Raw genomic sequence first — 22,878 nt, forward strand, 5'->3', positions numbered from 1 at the left:
TCCGGATTTGCAATCCGCCGCCCGAATTCCCGCCTCATTTGCCCCGGGCATTCTTTACTCATACGATTTTTTCATTGCCCGTAGTTATGGATTCCTGCATCATGGCGTTTCGCAGTACCCCTGCTTATGATACACATGACTTTAAGAAAGAAAACTCTCTGGTTTCTTGGAGCTTTGAGCTTTTTTGCCCCTCTTGCCGCAGGGTTCGCTATCTTCTGGCTCAACAGGAATAATTCTTCTTCCGTGGAATGGAATTTCAACCCCATCTGGACAAAATCGGAAAAAGAACAAATTCTTACCGCTGCGAACTTCACAGCCCATCGGAATCCGGAACGTTTCATTTACCGCGGGCTTTCCCTCAATTCACGCCATATTGACTGGCACATGTTCTCCGAGGTTTCCATGCGCCAATACATGCAGGACGAAATCAGGGAACGGCTTCAGATGATACGGAATACGGCGGAAAGCGCAGACGGCCGCTGCATCACTCCCTCCCATGAAACCCTGCTGCATCTTGCCGCCGGGCTCGGAGAAGTGCAGTTGCTGAACCGCCTTTTACAGCGCCATGCGGACCCGAACGTTCAGATTATCCTGCCGCAACAGGCTTTTCCCTCCATCCCGAACTCCGAACAGGGAAATACCCCCCTGACTTACGCCTGCCAGCCAGGCATGGACGATTCCATTCCCCTGCCGGTGCATAACAGGCTCTCCTGCATTCATCTCCTGATTCAACACGGTGCGGATGTGAATAAACCGGGGCCGCTGGGCTGGCCGCCCATCGTCATCACCTGCGTGTCCGGCATTGGAGGAGCGCCTTATGAGGAAACGGCCCTGTTTCTCCTGAAATGCGGTGCGGATATTTCCCTCCAGCCTGAATTGAAAGGCCAAAAAACAAGCCTTCTCACCTGGGCCGCGGCCGCCGGATACCCACGGCTGATCCGCAAGCTCTGCGAAGCCGGGTATGATCCCAATTTCCGCGGGGAGATGGCCCCTCCCCTTCTTTCCCTGAATCTGAACACTCCGAACACCGCACTGCAAACAGCACATATTCTGCTGGAATACGGAGCGGACGTGAATGCGGCCATGCCCGCGTCCACAACCCTGCCGGAAACCGCGGGGGATACGGCCCTGCTGAACCTGTGCCGCCAGCTGGCTTTCATTGATGTGTCCTACCTCCCTCAAATCAGGGAACTGGTCAGTCTCTTCATCAGCAAGGGAGCGGACGTCAACCATCAAAACGCCGCAGGAGAAACTCCCCTCATGGCGTGCTGCCAGGACATGCTGCTGGGAGACGATTCCCTGGACCGGCTGAAACTGGGTATCGCGCGTCTTCTGCTGGACCACCACGCAAACCCCTCCCTGAAAGACAAACACGGACGCACAGCCCTCCAGCGGACAGGCAGCCGGTCAAACGAACATCTCCAAATGGTGCTGAAATACCTGCCGGAATTAAGCGCTCCGCCGCTGCCGAAGAAGGAAAACCGCTGAATCCCGCCGCTCGTTACTTCACCCGGGCATTCACCGTATCCAGCAGAATGCCGGCATCCGGTTGGGAACCGGTGCTGATGAAATGGATATAGCTGGCTCCGTTGGGGGATTTATTAGACATCTTCAACGTTCCGGCCTTCTTTCCGTCCAAAGACACCACAGCCTGAGCCCCCTGCCACAGAAGGGAAATTTCATGCCACGCGCCGGGCGTGAAAGGCACTTTTTTCATCCCCAGCAATAGATGGGGCGCAGGTCTCAGCCTGATCGGGAAGGTGAACAGGGCATAATCCTTTGTAGTGGAATCACAGGCATTGAACAGCCGGTCCGTCAGAGAGACCTGAAGGCCGGAATCATCCGCCTGCTCCCCGTCCGCTGCACGGAAGCGGAATTTGACCAACCCTGTAGTTCCGTTCGGAAAGTTCCAGGAAGCTCCGCCGTTCCGGTAATCCACATTGGATTTTTCATTGACCAGTTCGGGATCATTCAGACGCTTGATTTGCAGCACCTTTTTCGCGCCTCCGGACGGGTCCGGAACCAGCTCTGCGGAAGGCTTGCGGTTATAACTGCAATGGCCTTTTTTCTGGGGGATATAAGTATGAATGGTCCACTGGGAATCCAAATCTTTCCCCGTCTGCGTGGCGCGCGTTTTGGCCCCTACCCAGCGGCGGTCCACAATAACCAGGCGGCGGTGGTTTTTATGCTGCCCCAGGGAAATAAGGATGCGGTTTTTGTCCAGCTGCACCATTTCGCTCTGGTGCTTGCCGCGGTCTTCCGGACCATCCAGCGTAGCATAGCCGGGATGATTGCGATGTTCGTCCAGGATAATCTCCCGGAACCCGTACCAGGTTTTGCCCTCGTCCCCGGACATGGCAATGTGGTGGGAATCACGGTTCGTGAACACGTCCTCCCACGTTCCGTTGCCGGCTGTGGCGTTTTCAGGCAAAGCCATCGTATTCGTCCACAGGGAAACGATGGTTCCGTCATCCAGGCGACCCAACGTGTTCATGGTCAGGGTGCCGAAAAAGCGGGAAGGTTCCGGGCTGCTCCATGTTTCCCCGTAATCCCTGGAGAAAGCCTGCCATGCCTGATCCTGGGAAGTGCGGGCAAGCGCCCACAATGTACCGTCCTTCATTTCCAAAACCGTGGCTTCCACGGCATTGTTGAACCATCTGACGCCCTGGTGGGGAGGCCTGGCTTCATGTCTGGGGGAAGTAACACCGTTCCTGGATACATGCCAGGTCAGCCCCCCGTCATCGGAAATATGGAACTTGGTGCCGCTGCCCATGTTGTGGAACGGCACGATCACCCTGCGGCCCTTGTTCACAAAAATGGGGGTGCGCATGATGCCGCCCAGTTTTTTCAGGTTTTTCCTCTTTTCCGGGTCTTTCCAGTCTTCTTCCAGTTTGCCGTCATTCGTGACGGCAAGCCACTTGCCGTCCAGCCCGCCCCTAGAAAGAAAAACAAAGCCTCCGATAGGCTGCACACGAATGAATTCCCTGGTCAGAGGGTTGCGCGCAATAGCCGGGGATTCCTTGGGAATGCCGCCGTAGTTGGGAGGATAGCCGGCCGGAGCGGCCTTCATTTCCCATGTTTTTCCGTTATCCCTGCTCACCAGGTAATCCGGTTCCTTGCGGGTACCGGAATAATGGCGTATTTCACGGGAGTCCACACGGATAAGGCCGCGCCCCGCGTCAGCCGGCGGAATGGCGACAACTTCAGGCTCCGGAACGGGTGCAGCCTTCTGTTGGGCATAACAGCAACAAAAGGAACCGGTCAACAATGCAAACAACAGGTTTTTCATAAACTAAATAAAGGCCGTATATTTCCTCAACCGGGGCTTTCTCTTCAAGCGCAATTCCCGCTTTCCTCCAAAAGATCGTTCATCAGGACGCTTTCCCTACTGCTTCCCTCCCCGGTATTTTGCATCAAGCTTTTTCAAAAGCACGGCCAGTTCCTTTTCCAAAACCTCATACCCCCTGGCATTGGGATGCACCACATCCTTCATGAATTCATTCTTCGGGGAAACGCCGTCTGCGGAAAGAAGCGCCTTTCCCGGATTGGCAAAGAAAATGCTCTTTCCGTTATGCAGCCCCGCCAGAAGCCTGTTCGTCTGCTTCACCGGTTCCGCCAGGTTTTTCTCCTTCCGAGGGAGAACGCCCAGCAACAAAATTTTGGAAGAAGGGCATTTCTGGCGCACCAGGCGGACAAAAGCCCTGATATTGTCCGCACATGCCTGCGGCGTATCCTTGCGGTGCCCCAGATTATTGGTTCCCAGCAACACAATGATGACCCGCGGAGAAATGCCGTCCAGCTCCCCGTTTTGCACACGGTAATAGGCATTATCCACATAATCAAATCCAAAGCCCATATTCGTCGCCGCATGCGGGCCGAATAATTTCTCCCAGGAACCCGCTCCCGTATTTTTTCCGTCACCGGAAGGCTCTCCTCCCCAATGGTGGGTAATGCTGTCCCCTATCATCACGTATTCAGGTTTGACGGTCCGGTTTCTTTTTTTAACGGCTTCATGCCGGGCATTCCAATCATACGGGTCCCGTTGATGGGGCTCCGGCTTCAGGGTATCGGGCAACACGGGGGCCGGAACGGAAGATGCAGAAAACACCAGACAGTAAACCACCAGCAATATGGTGAGCATGCAGGATAGGAACTTCATGATAAAAAAGTGAAACCGGTTTTCATTTTAAGCAAATCCCGCCGGGCGATCAAGACCGCAGGCGGCACTTCCGCCGGCGGAATAAAAAAGACCACTGCCCGTCCGGCAAATCCCGCCGTAATAAGACCCCAGGCAAACACCGCGTCCGGCCTTTTCCAAAATGCATTCCATTTCATCCATCTCCCGGCCTCGCCTGGAACAGGAGCGATCTCCCCTTCTTATTCTACTTCCATCAGAGAAAGGGCAGTTTGCCGTACTTGCGGTCCATTTTCTTCAGCAATGCGTTCAATGACCTCCCCGCATGTCGTCCCTCCGACACAGGGATGCAGCCCATCCGCCGGCAGCCCGGGCTTTGCGGACACGCCGTCCTCCCCTGAAATTCTCCGCCGGGATTGGAGAAAAATACGTTGTTTCCGCCACTTTTCCGCAATCGTATTCCCCCCCTCATCTCCCGTTCCGCAACGGACAAACAGGTGAAACATGCCAAGCCAACGCTCCCATATTCCGTTCACAAAGAATTAGCCTTGTTGTCCCCCGGAATTCACGATATAATTATGTGGCGCGGAGTTTTGCCGTTTCCGGCCTTTCAGGGGTTGCGGAACGTTTTTCTCCGGTCTTCTTCACTACATTCCATTTATGATCAGCATAGTAAAAGACTTGACGGAATCCACCGCCCTTCCGCAGGAATGGCGGGGATTCAAGCCGGGAGCATGGACGGAGTCCATTGACGTACGGGACTTCATCCAGCATCATTATACACCCTATTCCGGCAATGAAGAGTTTCTTTCCGGCCCTTCCCAGCGCACGCTTCGTTTATGGGATGAACTGAAAGTCCTGCTGAAACGGGAAATAGACAACGGCGGCGTACTGGATGCTGATGAAGAAGTAGTATCCTCCATCACATCCCACAAGCCCGGCTACATTGACAAGGAACTGGAAGTGGTCGTAGGCCTCCAGACGGACGCCCCCCTGAAACGGGCCCTGATGCCCTTTGGCGGCCTGCGCATGGCCCAGCAGGCTCTGGAATCCTACGGGTTCAAGATGTGTGAGAAAACCGCGGATATTTTCAAAAAGATACGCAAGACGCACAATGAAGGCGTTTTCGACGCCTACACCTCCGACATCCGGGCGGCCCGTTCCGCCGGCATTATCACCGGCCTTCCGGACGCCTACGGTCGCGGCCGCATTATCGGGGACTACCGACGGGTGGCCCTGTACGGCACAGACAGGCTGATTGCCGAACGCCGCAAAGATCTCAAAAACCGTGAACATTCCCCCCTTACGGATGAGCTGATCCGTCTGCGTGAGGAAATGAGCGAACAAATACGCGCCCTGGAAGAACTCGCCCAGCTGGGCGCCTCCTATGGCTGCGACCTCACGCGCCCCGCTGCAAACGCCCGCGAAGCCGTGCAATGGACGTACCTGGGCTACCTGGCCGCCGTGAAGGAACAGAACGGAGCGGCCATGTCCCTGGGCCGTGTTTCCACTTTCTTCGACATTTATTTCACCCGCGACCTGGAACAGGGGCTCATCACGGAAGAGGAAGCTCAGGAAATCATCGACCAGTTCGTGATGAAGCTGCGCATCGTCCGTTTCATCCGCACGCCGGATTACAATAATCTGTTCTCCGGAGACCCCACCTGGGTGACGGAATCCATCGGCGGCATGGGAGAGGACGGCCGCACCCTCGTCACCCGCAGCTCCTTCCGCATGCTGCAGACCCTGTACAACCTGGGGCCGGCTCCGGAACCGAACCTGACCGTTCTGTGGTCCCGGGATCTGCCGGAAGCCTTCAAAAACTTCTGCGCCAAGGTCTCCATTGAAACGTCCTCCGTCCAGTACGAGAACGACGACCTGATGCGCCCGCACTGGGGCGACGACTACGGCATCGCGTGCTGTGTGTCCGCCATGCGCATCGGCAAGCAGATGCAGTTCTTCGGAGCGCGCGCCAACCTCGCCAAGTGCCTTCTTTACGCCCTGAACGGCGGCGTGGATGAACTCAAGGGCAAGCAGGTGGCCCCGCCCTCCCCCCGCTATACGGAGGAAGTTCTCCACTATGATGAAGTGATGGCCCTGTACGACAAGATGCAGGACTGGCTCGCCAAAACTTACATTGACGCGCTGAACATCATCCACTACATGCACGACAAATACTGCTATGAACGCATTGAAATGGCGCTGCATGATCCGGAAATCCTGCGCACGATGGCCACGGGAATCGCCGGGCTTTCCGTGGCGGCGGACTCCCTGTCCGCCATCAAATACGCCACCGTGAAAGCCATCCGCAATGAAGAAGGGCTGATTGTGGACTTCAAGACGGAAGGGGAATTCCCCTGTTACGGGAACAATGACCCGCGCGTGGACGACATAGCATGCAGCCTGGTCAGCAATTTCATGGAAAAACTGCGCAAGCTCCACACTTACCGCAATTCCCTGCCCACCCAGTCTATCCTGACGATCACCTCCAATGTGGTGTACGGCAAAAAGACGGGCAACACGCCGGACGGCCGCCGCGCCGGGGAACCGTTCGCCCCCGGCGCCAACCCCATGCACGGCAGGGACAGGAACGGAGCCGTGGCCTCCATGCTCTCCGTAGCCAAGCTGTCCTATGACGACTCCCTGGACGGCATCTCCTACACCTTCTCCATCGTTCCGCAGGCCCTGGGCAAGGAGGAACGGGAACGCCGCGTCAAGCTCGTCTCCCTGCTGGACGCCTACTTTGCCGCTACAGGCCACCACATTAATGTGAACGTACTGGAACGGGAAACGCTTCTTGACGCCATGGACCACCCGGAAAAATACCCGCAGCTTACCATCCGCGTTTCCGGCTATGCCGTGAATTTCATCAAGCTGACCAGGGAACAGCAGCAGGAAGTCATCAACCGCACCTTCCACACCCGCTAACCCGGAAGACAAACGGATGCCGCAGGTTTTTCCACAAAACCATGACCCGGACGGGAAAAACTCCGTCACCGGGTTGGTTCATTCCGTGGAATCCTGCGGCACCGTGGACGGCCCCGGCATCCGCTTCGTCCTTTTCCTGTCCGGCTGCAGCCTGCGCTGCCGCTACTGCCACAATCCGGATACCTCCTACGTGCGGCGGGGCCGGACCAGAAGCGCGGATGATGTCCTCAGGGAAATAGCCCGTTACCGGGATTTTTTGCAGGCGGCGGGCGGCGGCGTTACCCTCTCCGGCGGGGACCCCCTCTTCCAGCCGGATTTTACCGGCGCCGTGCTGAAAGGCTGCCGGAAGCTTGGGCTGCACACCTGCCTGGACACCTCCGGCCATCTGGGCGCGAATGCAGACGAAAAAATGCTGGCGGATACGGACCTGGTCCTGCTGGATATCAAGGCATGGAATCCGGAACGGTACCGCGCCCTGACAGGCGGGGAACTGCGCCCTACGCTGGAGTTTGCGGAACGCCTGGCCTCCCTCCGCAAGCCCGTGTGGCTGAGGTATGTGCTGGTACCCGGCGTTACGGACAATCTGGAAGAAATTAAGGAACTCTCCCGCCATGCGGCGCTCCTGGGCAACGTGGAACGCGTGGACGTGCTCCCTTTCCACCAGATGGGGAGATTCAAATGGGATGAATTGAAGCTGGATTATACCTTGAAGGACGTCCCGGAACCGTCCGCAGAACTTGTGGAACAGGTACGCGCCGTTTTCCGGCAGGAAGGCTTTCCGGATTGCGTGCATTAACCGGATTTGCGCGCCTTGGCGCCATCAACCGCAGCAAACCCCGGATAACAGACACCTTCCCCCCCTTTCCCAAATTATTCCTTCCCGGAAATTTCCCGCAAAGCATCCAGTACTTCCCGCACGGCAATGTGACGGTTGCAGGGGACATCCCGGTCACATGTCTCCCGGAAGCAGGGGGAACAGCACTGGTGGCTGTAAAGGGAGCGGTTGAACGTGCCCATAGGGCGGTACACATCCGGAAGCCGGGTGGAAAACAGAGTCACCACCGGAAGCCCCCGGAAAGAACAGAAGGACGGGAAATCGCCATCCACGGCTACCGCCGCCGCAGCGCCGTCCATCACGGAGAACAGAGCCTCCGGCGTTCCCACCGCGAGCTCCACATTCAAATGTTCCGCCAGCGCGGCGGCGCGCTCCCGGTCTTCTTCCAGAGCCGCCAGCACCGTCCTGCCCGGCAGAAGGGAAACCAGCTCCGTCCACTGCTCCCTGCTCCATTCACTGGCGCTCCCCAGACGGGAAAACGGAGCAATTAAAATGGGGGCGCCTTCCGCCGGGGCCGCTTTTTTCACAGGGAACAAAGACGGTTTGCCGACGTCCAGCCCATGCAGCTCACCCAATTGCAGATACAGCTGCACCCGGTGCACCGGGGGGGCGGCGCGCAGGACGGGGGCCTTTACCCGGAATTTGTATTTCCGGGCGCCGGGATGCGTGTCCAGCCCGGAGAACATCATGGGGCCATACGGTTCCAGCGCTTTCAGGGTTTCCATATCTCCATCCAGCATGACGCCCAGATCCAGCGGGCCTTCATTGTAAAATTCATCTGCCGCCAAAGCTTCCCGAAGCTGCTTCAGGGAATCGTGCGGCAGCACATGGGTAATTTCCGGCACCGTCTTCCATATCCCCAGCTGGGCAGACGGGCAGATGACGTTCACCTGCATGTCGCACCGGACGGTTTTCAGGGCACGAATCAGGGGAACAGTCGCCAGGGCTTCATCCAGCGCCCCGGGAACGGCTACCAGAATGCGGTACGGCTTCAGCTCCATATTTTCCAGAAGCGCAGCCGTTTTTTTATCCTGCGGAGCAAAGCGGTCAACGGATTTCCACCGGTGGTGCATCCAGAACACATCCAGCACGGATTCCCGGATCAACGTTTCCAGCCCCCTGTTTACTTCAATAGTATCTCCCGCCAGAGAGCCGTCCGACCCGGAAAAATCCACCACATTCCCCATATCCGCTATCCAGTGTCCGGGAGCGTCCGTGCGCACCGCTATGGCCACCATGTCCGCGCCCGTCCTTTTTCTCAGCAGAGCGGGCAGCGGAGTCGTGCCGGTCACCTTGCCGAAGAAGGGGACATACACCCCCTCCCATACAAACTGGTCGCTCAGCACGCCCAGGGCCCCTCCTTCCTTGAGCATTTTCATGGGCGCCTTAATGCCGCCCTCCTTGGAGAACATCTGAGTTCCACGTTCCGTGCGCCGCTGGTACACGTATTCCTCCATCAGCGGATTGTCAAACTGGCGGTACATGGACCCGTAACGCTCCACCTCCGGGTAAAACGCGCGTATTCTCGCCAGCGCCTCCCAGTTGCCGGAATGGGCTATGGCGCAGACCTGCCCGCGCCCTTCCAGCACAGGCGCGGCAAACTGTTCGTGCCCTCCGACCGTCACGCAATGTTTCAGCTGCTCATCCGTCAGGGTGGCCGTCTTCGCGGAACACAGGAAATTGGCAATAGTCCTTTTGAAATTTTCCCTGCTTAATTTCTGCAATTCCCTTCCGCGCAGGGCCGGATTCAAAACGATGCGCAGGTTTCTTTCCACAATGTTCCGGCGCTGGGGAAGCAAATGCCACGCCACGGCCCCTGCCGCGCGCCCCAGACGGTACAGCGTTTTCATGCCCACGAGCTTCAACAGCCCTTCCATGAGCAAAAACCCTTTCATTCCCAGATGATGAACAAACGCATTCCGGGAAGCCGGGGTGGAATCAGAAGAGGAAGAATCAGTCATAAGGAAACCGGAAAAGATGTTATACGAATCCCTTCCGGTCCACAAACCCTTTATTCCCCGGCTGCCCCCATTCCCGCACTTTATCTTTTCGGATAAATTATGTCTTCTCAAAATTGTTCCGCCGGACCGGAATTCAAAGCCATCCATGCCCACGACATATTCCTCACAAAAGCATCCCCGAGGGGACCGCATCTTACTTTTGGCAAAGAAATGACTTTACAATTCTTAACTAATCGGTATATTCCGTCTCCCGAACCGAACACCAAACCGGAGTTATACACCATGAAAGTTCTTTCTTCCTTAGCCTCTATGAAGCGCCGCCACGCAGACTGCCAAATCGTGAAGCGCAAGGGCACGCTGTATGTGATCTGCAAGAGCAATCCCAAGTTCAAGGCCCGCCAGGGCGCTACGGCAGGCACGCGCCTTTCCAAAAAGGGCGTCAAGTAATTCCCTGGCCCAGCACAGATTTCAAGAAGACCGCCGCCCGCCGGGTGCCGGTCTTTTTTTGCTGACCAAGCATCTTTCCGTACAACCATGCAGCCTCCTGCCGTCCAAACCAAATTCCTGCATCTGTCCAATTCATTCTCCCTGAGGAATGGAGCTACACTGGACAAGGTATGCGTCGCCTATGAACAGTACGGAAGCCTGACGCCGGAAAAAGACAACGCCATCCTGCTGTTCCATGCCCTTTCCGGCAGTCAGCACGCCTACGGCTACAATCCGGAAGTCCCGGGCACCGGCTCCCTCTGGAAACCGGAAAACCACGAAGGCTGGTGGAACAGCATCATCGGCCCCGGCAAGCCGCTGGACACGGACCGCTTCTGCATTATCTGCGCCAATTACCTGGGAGGATGCTACGGCACCACAGGCCCCGCTACCCCATGCCCTGCGGACGGCCAGCCCTACGGCTCCCGCTTCCCGCATGTGGAGGTCGCAGACCAGGCGCGCTTCCAGGCCCTTCTGCTGGACAGCCTGGGCATAGAACGCGTTCATCTTATGGGTCCCTCCGTGGGCGGCTTGATCGCCCTCAGCTTCGCGTGCCAGTTCCCGGAACGGGTACGGAGCTTCATTTCCATCGGTTCCGGTTACCGGGCTTCCATTGAACACCGCCTGTCCCTGTTCGAACAAATCCTGGCTATTGAGCTTGACCCGGATTTCCAGGGCGGAGATTATTACCGGGGGCCGGCGCCCAAAAAAGGGCTGGCGTTCGCCCGCATCATCGGCCACAAATCATTTGTTTACCAGGAGGGGCTGGAACAGCGCGCCAGAAAAGAGGTAGGTGGCCAATACGGCCTGCTCACGTGGATGACCCCCACCCGCAGCACGCAAAGCTACATGCTTCATCAGGGGACCAAGTTCGCGGAACGCTTTGACGCCAACTCCTATATCCGCATTGCGGATATGTGGGCGGAGTTCGACATCCGCGACCATACCCCGGACGGAACCTTTCAAACCGCCCTGGAAGGCTTCCGCCGCGCAGGGATTCCCGCGCTTGTCTTTTCCATTGATACGGACTGCTGTTTCCGCCCGGCGGAACAGCAGGATTTCGCGGCGCAGCTTGAAGCCGCCCATATTCCCACGGAGTTCCATACCATCGCTTCCACCAAGGGACACGATTCCTTCCTGCTGGAGCCGGAGCTTTATGCGGAACCCATCCGGCGCATTCTGACGGCAAAGCAGCCGAAGAGGTCGGCGTAAGCTTTTTCCCGCCGTGAGAAGGTAAAAAGAAAAAATTGACCATGTCATGGAGGAACGGCCGGGTTGGGTTCCCTGTACCGCGGAACCACACGGCGCTTTCATATGAAAATAACCTGATTCGGATGAACCCGGACGGGGTTGCCGCTGTCAAACCTTCATGACTGATCATTATTATACCTCCGAAACGGAGAATGTCGGGCAATTCCGCTGCGAAACCACCTTTATTCCTTCCAACATCACTTTTGCCACGGACCTGCCCGCTTCTTTTGAAGGCCGCGCAGAATTCCCCTCCCCCGGCGTCATGCTCGGCTCCACGCTCGCCTCCTGCATGATGAGCCTTGTTTCCGTGGTCGCGGCCAGAAAAGGAGTGGATTTGAAAGGCATGCGCGTTCTGGCGCGTGCGGCGGAATCATCCAGGGGAATTGAAAAAATTGAACTCAAGGCCATTATGCCCCTGGAAGGCAGCCACCCTCTCCGCGCCATGCTGGAAAAAACCGCCATGTCCTGCCCTGTGCGCCAGGCGCTGCGGCCTGATTTGGAAACGCCCATTGAATGGGAATGGAAGTAAGCCGCCATCAGGGCCAAAAACTCAAGCTTGAAGTTATCCTCAAAATCCCGCCTGTTTATAAAAAAGCCGCTGCGGAATCATCCGCAGCGGCTTTTCGATTGCCAACGTTTTTCCTTTAGAAGTTGTAGCGGTAGCCGACGCTCCCGTTGATGGAGCTGGAACCGCTGCGGACATCCGCGTTGCCGTCCACGAAAATGACGCCCTTGGTGCCCACGGGAACGCTCAGCCCCGCACCAATCTGGAAGGCCGTGCTTCCAACCTTGGCGCCATATACCGGACGCGTATAGGAAGGATCCGCCAGGAAGCCCACATTGGCCTGCCCGCGGCGGTCTCCCATATCCTGGGAAACGTTCACCCGTACCTCTCCCAGCGCTTCACGCCCGAAGACGTTGGACCCCATGAGTCCGGAGAGCCGGACGCCCACAGCGACAGCAGCCGTAGTCAGTTCCTGGTCTTCCACCCTCAATCCGGCATTTCCGGCAGAGCCGCTTTCCTGATAACCGTCCATGCGGGTCGTCACAATGGAAGCGTTGAATAAAGGCTGGAGAATCACGCTCCTGTCTTCATTGAGAGCGATGTCGTACGCCAATTCGTACATGGCTCCGAAACCGGCCCCCGTCGTACTGCCGTGGGCCTGGTAAGAACCCGTACCATAGTTCACCGTGCGCGTCAGCGCGGCATCATTCCAGCCGCCCGTCAGGATCAGCAGATGGGACCATTTGCGGGACTGGTAGCGGACGAACAAATTGACATAGTAACTGTCCAGGTCTCCATCCGCCGTATCCGCAGCATTGGCTGTCAGGCTTCCGTAATTGGCCGTAAACGCCGCTCCCGCCGTAAAGCGGGCGTTGATATCCACGTCCATGCCTACCGTGCCGCCCCAGGTAGTAAGTTCGTAGCCGCTTTCATCGCCCTTGGTATCCAGCTTGGCATAGGACCCTGTCCCCTGCATCCACATATGGAAGTAGGGCATGTCCTCATGGACGTATGCGGGATTAACGCCCATCTGCGCCACGCGGTTGCGTATCCAGCCCATCTGGTCACGCAGGGAGTCGCGCTGGGCGATGCCCAGGCTGGTAACCGTGCTGCCGGCGGCGGCGGCCAGTTTGCGGGCGGCGCCGGAATAGTCGCCTGAATTCTGGGAGAGAAGAACAGAGGTATAGAAATCGCGCAAGGCAGAGCCTTCCTCCATGTGATAGCGGGAATTCCAGAGGATGTCCGCTCCCGTGGAGGCATTCCGCGTCAGGGACGAGTTACGGAAAATGTTTTCCGTGCGCGCCGTGCCGGTGAGGATGATGGCCGTCATGCTGTCATTGGTGGCCAGCTCCAGATTTTCATACATGGAGCCAAGAATCATGTCCTGAAGGGTGACGTTGCCGCCCAGGGACACCAGCGCGCCGTCCGTCGTCTTGAACAATTCCATATTCAGCGTTTCCGCGCTCCCGGAAACCAGGGTATCCAGATTGTTCATGACCAGCGTGACTTCTCCCGTCCCGTCTCCCAGCGTAATGTTGCCGCTGGAAGTAACGAAAGGATTGCCCAGGCCGTCCACAGTGGTGGCGGAGGTGGTAATGGCAACCGTGCTGTCCCCCGTTACGCTCAGGCCGTCCGAGCCAAGCGTCAGCTGGGTTTTAGGATCGTCCGCACTGCCGATATTGAGCGTGCCGCCGTTCACGGTAATCCCCTGATAGGAAGCCTGGGCGGGATTGCCGCCCTCCCCTGCCGCTCCGGCCAGGGTCAGGACGCCGCCGTCACTCACATTCAGGAGATAACCCGCATTGCCCGCACCCTTGAGAGTCTGGACGCTTCCGTTGCCGGATTTGACGTTGAGCGTTCCGGATGCCCCGTCCAGCGTACCGGTAAAGGTATGGGAGGCGGAGGAGTTGATCGTCATTTCCGCGCCGCTCAGCTTCAGGGCTCCGCCGCCCGCCAATCCGGAAACGGTGTTCACGGAACCGGTTGCCGCGGACAGGGCGGAACCTTCACGGATGTCCAGCAGAACACCATTCAGGGAAGAGCCGTTGCCCAATGTCAGGGAGGAGTCCGTGCCCGTGCCGCCCAGGGTCAGCGTACCGTCCCCGGAGATAGTCACCTCCGTGACATGGCTGCCGGCCTGCTGGCCGGTAAGAACCATCTGGGTTCCGTTACCCAGCTCCAGAGTTCCCCCTTCCGCGCCGGAAGCCAGTGTTTCCACCGTAGTTATGCGGGACGCGCCGTCATCACGGCCGCCCAGCGTTATGTCTCCGCCCGCGAGTTCCAGCTCAGTAAGGCTATTGCCGGCGCCGTTCAGGACGATGTTCCCTTCCGAGGAAGTGAGCCTGGAATCATTTCCGGTGAAGTTGCCCTCCACGGTGAGGGTTTCCGCGCCTTTTTTGACAAAATCCACATGGTCCCCGCTGATGGTTCCGCCGTAGCTGTTGCTGCCGGCGTCAACGTCCTGAACCAGATCCACTACGACGTGGTTGGAGGCCGCATCATCCGCCGTATTCGTCACCACCAGCGCACCGTCGCTGCCGACCAGATTGCTGACTTTCAAGCCGTCTCCGTTCCGGGAGGCTTCCGGCGCCCCGTTCAGGCTCACATGAAGCGTAGTGCCATTAATACCGACGGACTTGTAGGGATCCAGCGCGGCGTAATCGCCGATATTGGGGTCGTCTGAATTGGGGGTGGTGTCCACCAGATAGACAAGATCCGTATTGCCGCTGACCATCAGCGTCCCGTTCGCACCCAGGACTTCCGTCACGGTATAACCGAGAGAAGTCAGAAGAGGTGAGAATCCGATTTGCTTGAAATTATCCACAGCCAGGGTTCCCATTGTCAGTACAAGCCCTACGCCGTCAGTGGAATCCCGGTTGGCGGCGAGCAGGTCCAGAACGCCCTGGTTGCTGAGGTTGATGGTTGTGTCGGCGGCGGAGAGCGTCAGGCTGTCCGCATCAATGACGCCCTGTCCGGTTGTTCCGCCCGCGGTAAGGCTGCCGGAATCCAGTTTCAGCGTCACCGTCTTGCCCGTCATGTCCAGAGCCCCGGAAACGCCTGTAAGCCGGGAGTAATCCTCCATGACGATGGAGCCGACCATGGAACCGGACAAACCGCCCAGGTTGATCGTATTCAGGTCTCCCTGCGTTCCGGCGGAAGCGGCTACTTCCACATTCCCGGCGGTTTTGGCTTCCGCGTTTTCCAGGCTGCCCTTCGTAATCAGAATGACGTTGGCCGCATCCAGGGAAGCCAGATCGAGAACGCCGTCGTTGACGGTGACCCGCCCGGACCCCAGGGAGTCAGCCCCTCCCAAAGTAACGGTGCCCGTTCCCGCGAGGGTGGTGGAACCGGTGAACCCGGTGTTGCCGGCCGCCAGCGTTATCTCTCCGGCAGTGTCAATGACCAGGGAACCGTCTCCGGAGAGGGACCCGGCCCAGGCGCTCCCGTCACCCAGACGCGCCGTAGCGCCGCCCGCAATGGAGAGTGCGCCCAGGAAGGTGTTCGCTCCGGTGAGTTCCAGCGTTCCGGCGTTTACGGATACCGTGCTGCCGGCCGTGCCGCTGATGACGCCTCCGTAGGAGAAATCGCGGGCAAAGGCCAGCGTGGAGTTGTTCTGGATGTCAATGCTGTCCCCCAGTTTGGTCACATTGGCGGAATTCACGGTCACCGTGCCGCGGTGCACCTTGAGCTGACCGTCCAGGTTGACGCCGCCCGCCAGGGTCATATTGCCCGCGCCCTGGGTGGAGAACGCCGTTCCACTCAAATCGCCGCTGAAGGTGAAATCCTTGGTGGCAAAGACCTGGTTGCCCGTAAAGACAACGTCATTGGCAAACGTTCCTCCGGCTGTTCCGTTCCATTCCGTACGGACGTTGGAATCCGCAAGTTTCAAGATGCCGTCCGCCCCCATCGTTACGTTATTCAATTGGAAATAGCCGGACGTCACGGACAGGATCCCCTGAAATTCCGTGCTCATATTCAGGACATTGGCCCCATAGCTGGTTCCCAGTCCCACGGAAACGGTACCGGAACCGGAGGCATTCAGGTTCAGAGCCGAGTTATCATTAGCCCCGCTGACCATCAGTACGGAACCGTCCGCCAATTCCACGGCTTTTCCATTGGCCAGAGCCTTGGCGACGGTGGCGGCCACTTCCTCGCCCAGCGTCATGGAACCGCCCGTCCACGTCATGTTGTCTGCGGTAAACGCCGTGGCAAAAGAACCGGAAGCCAGATTGAGGCTGCCGCCCTGCAGGTTGATCATGCCCATTCCCGGCTGAACTTCCGCGGTAGCCAGCGTGAGCATGCCGTCCGTAACGGTAATGGCGCCGGACCCCAGGGAGTTGGCGACCTGAGCCACCAGTTCGCCCTGCTGGACGGAAATATCCCCGTTCCAGCCCGTGTTGTCCAAATTAAGGACCAGCTTCCCTTCGCCGCGCTTGGTCAGCGTTCCCTGGGCGATTTTTCCGGTGCCGTCGGAAACGAAGACATAATCGCTGCCGGCAGCATTGTTGACTGTGATGGAAGCAGGATTCCCGCTCCGGATAGGGTGACGGTTCCCGCCCCGGTACTGTTGAAGATCAGATTCTTCCCGGCAGCCGTATCCGTGGAACCTTCAATGCCCCACATGGCGCCCGTGTTCGTATCGCTCCAGGTCACTCCTTCCGCTCCCTGCCAGATCCACACGTCCCCGGCGGAAGTCACTACCAGCTTGAGGGATGTTCCCGTCTGCTCCAGTTCATAAATCAGCGTTTCGTCCCCGGTATATCCGGCCCAGTTAAAGACGGCGCTGGCGGCATCAAGACCGCTGGCGGCGGAAATCAGGGTATATTCCCCGGCATCCGTAATGCCTTCAAGCCCGTTCAGCGTAAGATTGAACGTTCCGGCCCCGAAAGCGCCGCCCACTTCGAGGGCGGAGCTGATATCCAGTGTCAGCGTAGAGTTGGCCGCCAGGTTCAGGGCGCCCGCAGTCGTCATCCGCGTATTGGCCGCCATCGTGATATTCCCCAGGGACGTAGCTCCGGAAGCAGTAAGAGCGAGCGTTCCCCCCTGAATATCCGTCAGCCCCGTGTAGCTGACCGTTCCTCCCAGCGTCAGCGTTTCCTCGCCGACCTTGGTCAGAGACAGGACGCCGGATTCGTCATACGAAATGGAAGTGGCTCCGTACCCAAGAGCAACACCACGGTCTGTGAGCGTGCCGTTGTACGTGCCGGCCCCCACCGTCAGCGTGCGCGCACCGCCTACGGCTCCCACTTGGGAATTTTCCGTTCCGTCCAGAGAGGCAATTTCAACATCCCCCAGCACGCGCATGAAAGCGAATCCGGTCGTGTCCGTTCCGGATGTCAGGGTGACGCCACCCTGAGAGATGGAAGTGCGCAGATCCAGCCCGGCGCTATAGCCGTTGGAAGCATTCATGGTGATCATTCCGGTAAATCCGGAAGCGTCTCCGCTGATGATGAGCTTTCCGTTGGAATTGTACCTGCCGTCGCCCGCTCCGCGGCTGTAAGTCAGAGAGCCGGCTCCAGTGAGCGTTCCGGTGAAGCCCATTTCTTTGGCCCAGTTGTCCCTGCCCACCAGGGAGACCGCCCCGTTGACGGTAACGGTTCCGGTGAAGCTATGCTGATAGTCCGCGGCGCTTGCCTGGGAGGCGTCCACCCATTTCAGGGAAACGGCGTCGGACGCGTTTGTTCCCAAAATCAAATCGGAGTTGATGGTATGGTGGGAGGTTCCCGAACTGTTGCCGGCAATAATCAGCGACGTGCCGTTTTCCAGGGTGACGGAAGAACCCGCGCTTCCCCAGCGGATGGATGAGGTTCCGTTCCCTATCTGGAGGTTGCCCTCCTGCACCACGATGTGGCCGGAGTTGCTCCCCGTCAGTTTCAGCAAGCCCGTGCCGGTTTTCCGGACAGTTCCTTCCCCAGTAATGGCATTGCCGAAAACGATGTCGGACGGAGTCGCCAGAGTGATGAAAGAGTTGGCATCCGGAGAAAGGGAGAATACCGGGTTAGTGACGGTTCCCAAATCCACCGTCACCGTCGCTCCATTGGCCGCACCCAAAAAGGAACCGGCCTCCCAGGTTACCCCCGTGCCAGGCAGGGCCGTATCATAACCGAATGCCAGAACACCCTGCGACACAGCCACAGTAGTACCCGTGCCGAGTATGGAAGAGGTGCCGAGGACCAACGTTCCCGTGCCTTCCTTGGTGACGGCCGTATTGGTAATTTCTCCCGTCCCCGTCAGTTCATAACGGGTAGTGGAGTTGCGGACAAGCATGGAGCTTGGCGAAACCTCGGAATCCAGCTGTACAACAGAGTTAGAGACTCCGGCCTGGTCTGCAAAGGAAACCGCCAGACCGTCCTCATACGAGGCTGGGGCGCCGCCGTCCGTCCAGACATTTTCCGCGCTCCAGACGCCGCTTTCACCGCCCGCCCACAAGAGGAGGGTTCCCGCCGTATAAACAAGGTCTTTGCCGTTTTCGGAAACGGTGACGGTTCCCGCCACGCCGTCAGCAAAGGAAACCTTAATGGAAGATATATTGGACAGGCCTGTAGTTGAAAGGACGGACATGCCGTCTGTCAGGGTTCCGAATTCGGAAAGATCCAGGCTCAATTCTCCTTCAGCGGAAAGAGCGAACGTACCGTCCACACTGATTCCCGTTCCTGCCCCTCCCGCCAGCGCCAGCACGCTGGAACCGGTCATGTTCAGATTCCCCGTAAAGAAAGAATCCTGGAACATGGTCACGATGTCGAAACCGGTCACAGCCGTATTGGAGAAGGAAATGGCATGGTCCGCCGTATTGCCGTAACCGCCCAGAAGCAAGGAAGAGGTGCCGCCTACCGTACCCTCCGATGCATTCAGCGTACTGCCCGTACGGAATACTGCTTTCTTAACGATAAGAGTAGCGTCCCCGTTCACAGCGGACCTTGCCCCGCCGCCGCCCGCATAGAGGGCTCCCGTATAAGTGCCGCCATCCAGCGTCAGGCTGGAATTGCCGCTGACGGTGGATGTTCCGGAGGTGCCGTAGCCGCCGCCATAGACAGCCCCGGTAAAGACGGCGTCACTGGCGGCGGTAATGCTGACGCTGGAATCGCCTCCTATCGTATACGCCCCGGAACCTCCCGAATAGGAACCGCCCACGATGCTCTTGACAAAGCTGCCGGAGGCCGTTCCCAAATCAATCGTCACATTGGTGCTTCCGGTAATGGCGGCACGGGATGAGGAGTTGGCTTCATAAGTGCTGCCGCCGATGATGAAGCCCCGGACAACGGAGTTGAGCGAAATGGTTTCGTCCGTGACGCTTTGCATGCTGCGCACGACGACGTATGTGCTGCCGTCAAGGTTGTTTACGGAATTATGGGCTGCCGTGCCTCCGCCTACCAAACTGCCTTTAATGACGGCATTCCCGTCCACGGATACGTAAACGTTTCCCGTGATGCCTGCCGCCTGGCCGTCCTTGTAGTTGCCTCCCACGACCCAGTTGACGGAGGTGTCCCCCTGAATCTGGGTATGGACGTCTCCCGTAACGTTCCACTTGCCGGAACCGCTCCAGTTGTTGGCATAGCTGCCGCCGATAATCAGATTATAATTGCCCCCCAGCACATCCGTCCAGATGCCGGTGGTGATTTGCGTAGCCGTGGCATTGGACGCAGTATTGTAGTAGCCGCCGGCCAGGGTCACTCCTGTCAGGTCTCCCGTTCCGGTGACGGCATTCACGGAACCGAACCCCTCCTGCATGGAAGAAGGCCGGATACCGTACAGGGACAAAGACTGCTGGTTCGCCAGCGTACCTGTTGCGGAAGAGGGAGCTTCTTCCAGCCCCCAGGCAGGGTCCCAGACGGTCTCATGGGCGCCGGAAGCCGTAAAGGTGATGACTGTTTTTCCGTCCACAGTACTGATCGTGTACAGGGATTCGTCAACATCCGCCAGAGTGAAGCCAGACCCCAGATCAACGCCCAGGTTATAGGAGGTGTTCACCAGGGCTTCAGAACCGAACAGGTCCTGGAATTCCTGAAAACCGGAGAAATCAATGAGACCGGAAGTCAGCGTCACGTTCTGCAGCACGCTGCCTACATTGTCCATGGAAGTATAATACAGGCGGCCTCCATCCACCGTCACATTGCCCGTGATCTCCCCGGAACCGTTGGCAAGGATGCCCATCGTTTCCCCTACCGTGAAGGCGTCCTGGAAATGCATGGTGCCCGCAGAAGCGGAAAGGACGCCATTTCCCGACAGCCCCGCCACGGTCATGGTTCCGGCCCCCGCATCCAGTCTGCCCCCGGCAAGAGCGGCGTTGATAGAGCCGACCTTGGAGAGAACAGCGCCGGAATTGACGGTATAGGTTCCCGTAAGCGCTACGTTCTCGGAAAGATGCACCCAGCCCGACTGGGCAACAAAGTTGCCGGCTCCGGTGATGGAGTTGCCAATAACATCCGCCGTTTCTCCCGCAGTACCATAATACGTCACATACTGGGAACCAGTGGAAGTGGTTACGGCAGCATTGCCAAGGGAGCCAGAAGAACTAATTCCCAGGGAGGTGAAGTTACGCGTAACGGCAATCGTCCCTCCAATTTCATTGGAGGCATTGAGCAGGTTGTAATAGGTATATTCATTCGCGCCGCCGCTGATGGAGAAACCGCTTGCCGCGGTAAGAACACCGGAAAACTTCACGTTCTTGCCCCAGCTGGAAGTCAGATTGACGCCGCTGCCGAACGTCGTCGCTCCGGAAAAGTTAAAACCGCCGCTGTTGACGGAAGTGGCGTTATAGCCGGCAGACCCCGCCACGGAAGGACCGTCCTGTACGTTCAGCGTGGTGCCGTCACCCATCACCAGTTTCTGGGACCAGGTGACATTGCCGGAAAACAGGGAAAGAGTGCCGCTGCTGATTTTAAGAGTGGCATCAGGAGAGGACGCGGGCGTAAGCGCCGTACCCTTGTTGGAATTGCCCAGGGTGAAGGTCCCTCCCCCCGTATAGTCCACTGTCACGGTCCCGCCGAAACTGCCGCCGTAGGAGGAAGAATTCCCCGTGATGGTCAGCGTAGTCCCCTCCCCGGTGATCAGAGCCGCGGTATTGTTGTGCTCCAGCTTGCTGATGGAAGTGTTCACGCCGGCTTTCAGGACGGAAGCTCCCGTCGTGTAACCGTGGCCGCCCAGCTTGATCGTGGCGTATTGGGCAGCCTGCGCGTGGTTGAGATTCAGGATGTTATTCTGTGATCCTCCCGTCGTGTTGGAATAAAGGGAAATGATTCCGTTGAAGGTCCCTGCTCCGTTCAACGTCAGCGTGGAAAGGCTGGCGCCCCCGCTGGCCACGCGGTTTACCGTCAGTATGGCTTCCGGGGCCGTTCCGTTCAAATTGGTGATGGTGGCCGTGCCGGCTCCGGCAAAATTCAAGGTGGTAGAAGCCGTGACAGTACCAATGTCATAGGAGGCCGTACCTCCCGCCGCCACATTCACCTGCGTTCCGTCAAAGGCAACATCCGCCGCATAAGACTGTGATGCTGTCATCAGAAGACCAGAAACTCCTGCCAGCGTGGCAGTGCCAAGCGTTACTCCGGAGAAGGAGGTCATCAGGGCAGCCAACAAATTCAAAGGGAGGTGTAATTTCATGTAACGTTTGATAATTAGGTATTTAATGAAACAAATAAGACCCTTTCCCACAACACGGCAAGGGGAATATGATTGTGAATATAAATAAGGAATTCGCAATCCGCTTCGCTTTTATTCACATATTATTCAATTTTCTAAATAAAAATTGTATTGATAATTAATATGTTATTATCTTCAGAATAATCTGTCGGAGGGAAATCTGGATTTTCTTTGACGGAAGGAACGGCCCGGATATTCCGGAAAACCGTTGTAACTGCTTCTTTTCCTTTGACAGCGGATTGCGAATCCGTATTTTCATAACCTATTACCAGATAAAATAAAATAGGCCTGCACAATAAGTTGCGCAGGCCTATCCTTAAAAGCCAGGGAGAAACGCGCGGTTCAGCCTCTGGTCCATTTTCCCAAAAATTCCCAGGCGTCCTTCCCTTCTCCAATATGCCTGAGCAGAGCGCTCCCAAGCACGGCGGCATCCGGCCGGGCATCTTCAGGCAGCGTCTCCAGCTGGTCCGGCGTCTGAAGCCCGAAGCCCAGCGCCAGCGGCACATCAAAAACTGACCGGGCACGGCGCATAGTTTCCGTCACGCTCTGTTCCAGGTTAGCCTTCCCTCCGGTGGTTCCCAGAACGGAAACCACATAAACGAAGCCGGAAGTATAAGGCTTGTATTCCCGCATGCGTTCCACGGAAGTATTGGGAGCCACCAGAGTGACGAGCGTCAGGCCACGGGGGCTGAAAACTTCCCGGAACATTCCGGATTCCTCCAGCGGCATATCCGGTACGATGAAACCGCTGACGCCAGCCTCCTCCGCATCCCGGGCAAGCTGTTCCAGGCCATACTGGTAAAAGGGATTTACATATCCCATCAGCACCAGCTTGGCAGAAAAACAGCCCTTACGGGCTTTCAGGCCGTCCAGAATCCATTTCAGGCTGACGCCGCGGGCCAGGGCATCCCGGGATGCCTGTTCAATAACCGGGCCGTCCGCCACGGGGTCCGAGAAGGGAACTCCTATTTCAATAATATCCGCGCCGGATTCGTCAATGCGGGACAGGTGGGTCCAGAAAGAATCCTTGTCCGGAAATCCGGCGGTGATAAAAGGAATAACGGCGCGTCTGCCAAGGGCATGGGCCCTTTCCACGGCTTCCTGTAACGGTGTTTTCTGCATGTTGTTCATGGAAATGATG

Annotated in this window: 13 protein-coding genes; 6 read left to right on the forward strand and 7 right to left on the reverse strand. The window is 57.7% G+C overall.

Translation table 11 applies throughout. From position 1 onward, the window contains the following. The first annotated feature begins 135 nt into the window (after positions 1-135). The gene (locus tag B3075_RS06760; protein WP_290489292.1) at positions 136-1,488 is read left to right on the forward strand and encodes an ankyrin repeat domain-containing protein; all 1,353 of its coding nucleotides are present in this window, start codon (positions 136-138) and stop codon (positions 1,486-1,488) included. Between the two features lie 13 nt (positions 1,489-1,501). On the opposite strand, the gene B3075_RS06765 is transcribed toward B3075_RS06760, so the two are convergent. From B3075_RS06765 to B3075_RS06775, 3 genes are all read right to left on the reverse strand, one after another. Continuing rightward, on the reverse strand, positions 1,502-3,289 hold the full coding sequence (locus B3075_RS06765) for a sialidase family protein (RefSeq protein WP_290489290.1): 1,788 nt from the start codon (positions 3,287-3,289) through the stop codon (positions 1,502-1,504). Positions 3,290-3,385: 96 nt separating this feature from the next. After that, the gene (locus B3075_RS06770; RefSeq protein WP_290489288.1) at positions 3,386-4,159 is read right to left on the reverse strand and encodes a GDSL-type esterase/lipase family protein; all 774 of its coding nucleotides are present in this window, start codon (positions 4,157-4,159) and stop codon (positions 3,386-3,388) included. Further along, on the reverse strand, positions 4,156-4,335 hold the full coding sequence (locus tag B3075_RS06775; RefSeq protein ID WP_290489286.1) for a hypothetical protein: 180 nt from the start codon (positions 4,333-4,335) through the stop codon (positions 4,156-4,158). Before B3075_RS06775 ends, B3075_RS06770 begins: the two co-directional genes overlap by 4 nt. 460 nt (positions 4,336-4,795) lie before the next feature. Here B3075_RS06775 and pflB point away from each other — a divergent pair, with 460 nt between their 5' ends. Together pflB and pflA are read left to right on the forward strand one after the other, a co-directional pair. Next, positions 4,796-7,063 (forward strand): formate C-acetyltransferase, encoded by a 2,268-nt coding sequence (gene pflB, locus B3075_RS06780; RefSeq protein ID WP_290489284.1) that lies wholly within the window; start codon positions 4,796-4,798, stop codon positions 7,061-7,063. A gap of 16 nt (positions 7,064-7,079) precedes the next feature. After that, positions 7,080-7,859 carry a pyruvate formate-lyase-activating protein gene (gene pflA, locus B3075_RS06785; RefSeq protein WP_290489283.1) on the forward strand — a complete coding sequence of 260 codons (780 nt, stop codon included), beginning with the start codon at positions 7,080-7,082 and terminating at the stop codon, positions 7,857-7,859. Between the two features lie 74 nt (positions 7,860-7,933). Here pflA and B3075_RS06790 read toward each other — a convergent pair whose 3' ends face one another. After that, positions 7,934-9,859, reverse strand: a complete 1,926-nt coding sequence (locus B3075_RS06790) for a hypothetical protein (protein WP_290489281.1) — start codon at positions 9,857-9,859, stop codon at positions 7,934-7,936. Between the two features lie 282 nt (positions 9,860-10,141). Between B3075_RS06790 and ykgO the strand changes: the two genes are divergently transcribed. The 3 genes from ykgO (at position 10,142) to B3075_RS06805 (ending at position 12,125) form a co-directional block, all read left to right on the forward strand. Continuing rightward, entirely contained in the window at positions 10,142-10,306 is a 165-nt protein-coding gene (ykgO, locus tag B3075_RS06795) for a type B 50S ribosomal protein L36 (RefSeq protein ID WP_065529996.1), read from the forward strand. Between the two features lie 87 nt (positions 10,307-10,393). Further along, a complete protein-coding gene (gene metX / locus B3075_RS06800) occupies positions 10,394-11,557 on the forward strand; it encodes a homoserine O-acetyltransferase MetX (RefSeq protein WP_094135792.1) in 1,164 nt (387 codons plus the stop codon). A gap of 157 nt (positions 11,558-11,714) precedes the next feature. Continuing rightward, on the forward strand, positions 11,715-12,125 hold the full coding sequence (locus B3075_RS06805; RefSeq protein WP_094135791.1) for an OsmC family protein: 411 nt from the start codon (positions 11,715-11,717) through the stop codon (positions 12,123-12,125). 115 nt (positions 12,126-12,240) lie between these two features. On the opposite strand, the gene B3075_RS06810 is transcribed toward B3075_RS06805, so the two are convergent. From B3075_RS06810 to trpA, 3 genes are all read right to left on the reverse strand, one after another. Beyond that, a complete protein-coding gene (locus tag B3075_RS06810) occupies positions 12,241-16,506 on the reverse strand; it encodes an autotransporter domain-containing protein (protein ID WP_290489279.1) in 4,266 nt (1,421 codons plus the stop codon). 32 nt (positions 16,507-16,538) lie between these two features. Beyond that, positions 16,539-21,698 carry a beta strand repeat-containing protein gene (locus B3075_RS06815; RefSeq protein WP_290492057.1) on the reverse strand — a complete coding sequence of 1,720 codons (5,160 nt, stop codon included), beginning with the start codon at positions 21,696-21,698 and terminating at the stop codon, positions 16,539-16,541. A 381-nt stretch (positions 21,699-22,079) separates the two neighbouring features. Beyond that, complete coding sequence (gene trpA / locus B3075_RS06820; RefSeq protein ID WP_179218331.1) at positions 22,080-22,859, reverse strand: tryptophan synthase subunit alpha; 780 nt, start codon at positions 22,857-22,859, stop codon at positions 22,080-22,082. Positions 22,860-22,878 lie beyond the last annotated feature (19 nt).

It is taken from the genome of Akkermansia sp. UBA7090 (genome assembly GCF_002493465.1).
Taxonomy (GTDB): domain Bacteria; phylum Verrucomicrobiota; class Verrucomicrobiia; order Verrucomicrobiales; family Akkermansiaceae; genus Akkermansia; species Akkermansia muciniphila_A.

What these genes read in the sequence shown, in the direction of transcription:
- B3075_RS06760 (WP_290489292.1), top strand. Translation starts at nt 136, where the DNA reads ATGACTTTAAGAAAGAAAACTCTCTGGTTTCTTGGAGCTTTGAGCTTT.
- B3075_RS06765 (WP_290489290.1), bottom strand. Translation starts at nt 3,289, where the DNA reads ATGAAAAACCTGTTGTTTGCATTGTTGACCGGTTCCTTTTGTTGCTGT.
- B3075_RS06770 (WP_290489288.1), bottom strand. Translation starts at nt 4,159, where the DNA reads ATGAAGTTCCTATCCTGCATGCTCACCATATTGCTGGTGGTTTACTGT.
- B3075_RS06775 (WP_290489286.1), bottom strand. Translation starts at nt 4,335, where the DNA reads ATGAAATGGAATGCATTTTGGAAAAGGCCGGACGCGGTGTTTGCCTGG.
- pflB (WP_290489284.1), top strand. Translation starts at nt 4,796, where the DNA reads ATGATCAGCATAGTAAAAGACTTGACGGAATCCACCGCCCTTCCGCAG.
- pflA (WP_290489283.1), top strand. Translation starts at nt 7,080, where the DNA reads ATGCCGCAGGTTTTTCCACAAAACCATGACCCGGACGGGAAAAACTCC.
- B3075_RS06790 (WP_290489281.1), bottom strand. Translation starts at nt 9,859, where the DNA reads ATGACTGATTCTTCCTCTTCTGATTCCACCCCGGCTTCCCGGAATGCG.
- ykgO (WP_065529996.1), top strand. Translation starts at nt 10,142, where the DNA reads ATGAAAGTTCTTTCTTCCTTAGCCTCTATGAAGCGCCGCCACGCAGAC.
- metX (WP_094135792.1), top strand. Translation starts at nt 10,394, where the DNA reads ATGCAGCCTCCTGCCGTCCAAACCAAATTCCTGCATCTGTCCAATTCA.
- B3075_RS06805 (WP_094135791.1), top strand. Translation starts at nt 11,715, where the DNA reads ATGACTGATCATTATTATACCTCCGAAACGGAGAATGTCGGGCAATTC.
- B3075_RS06815 (WP_290492057.1), bottom strand. Translation starts at nt 21,698, where the DNA reads ATGAAATTACACCTCCCTTTGAATTTGTTGGCTGCCCTGATGACCTCC.
- trpA (WP_179218331.1), bottom strand. Translation starts at nt 22,859, where the DNA reads ATGCAGAAAACACCGTTACAGGAAGCCGTGGAAAGGGCCCATGCCCTT.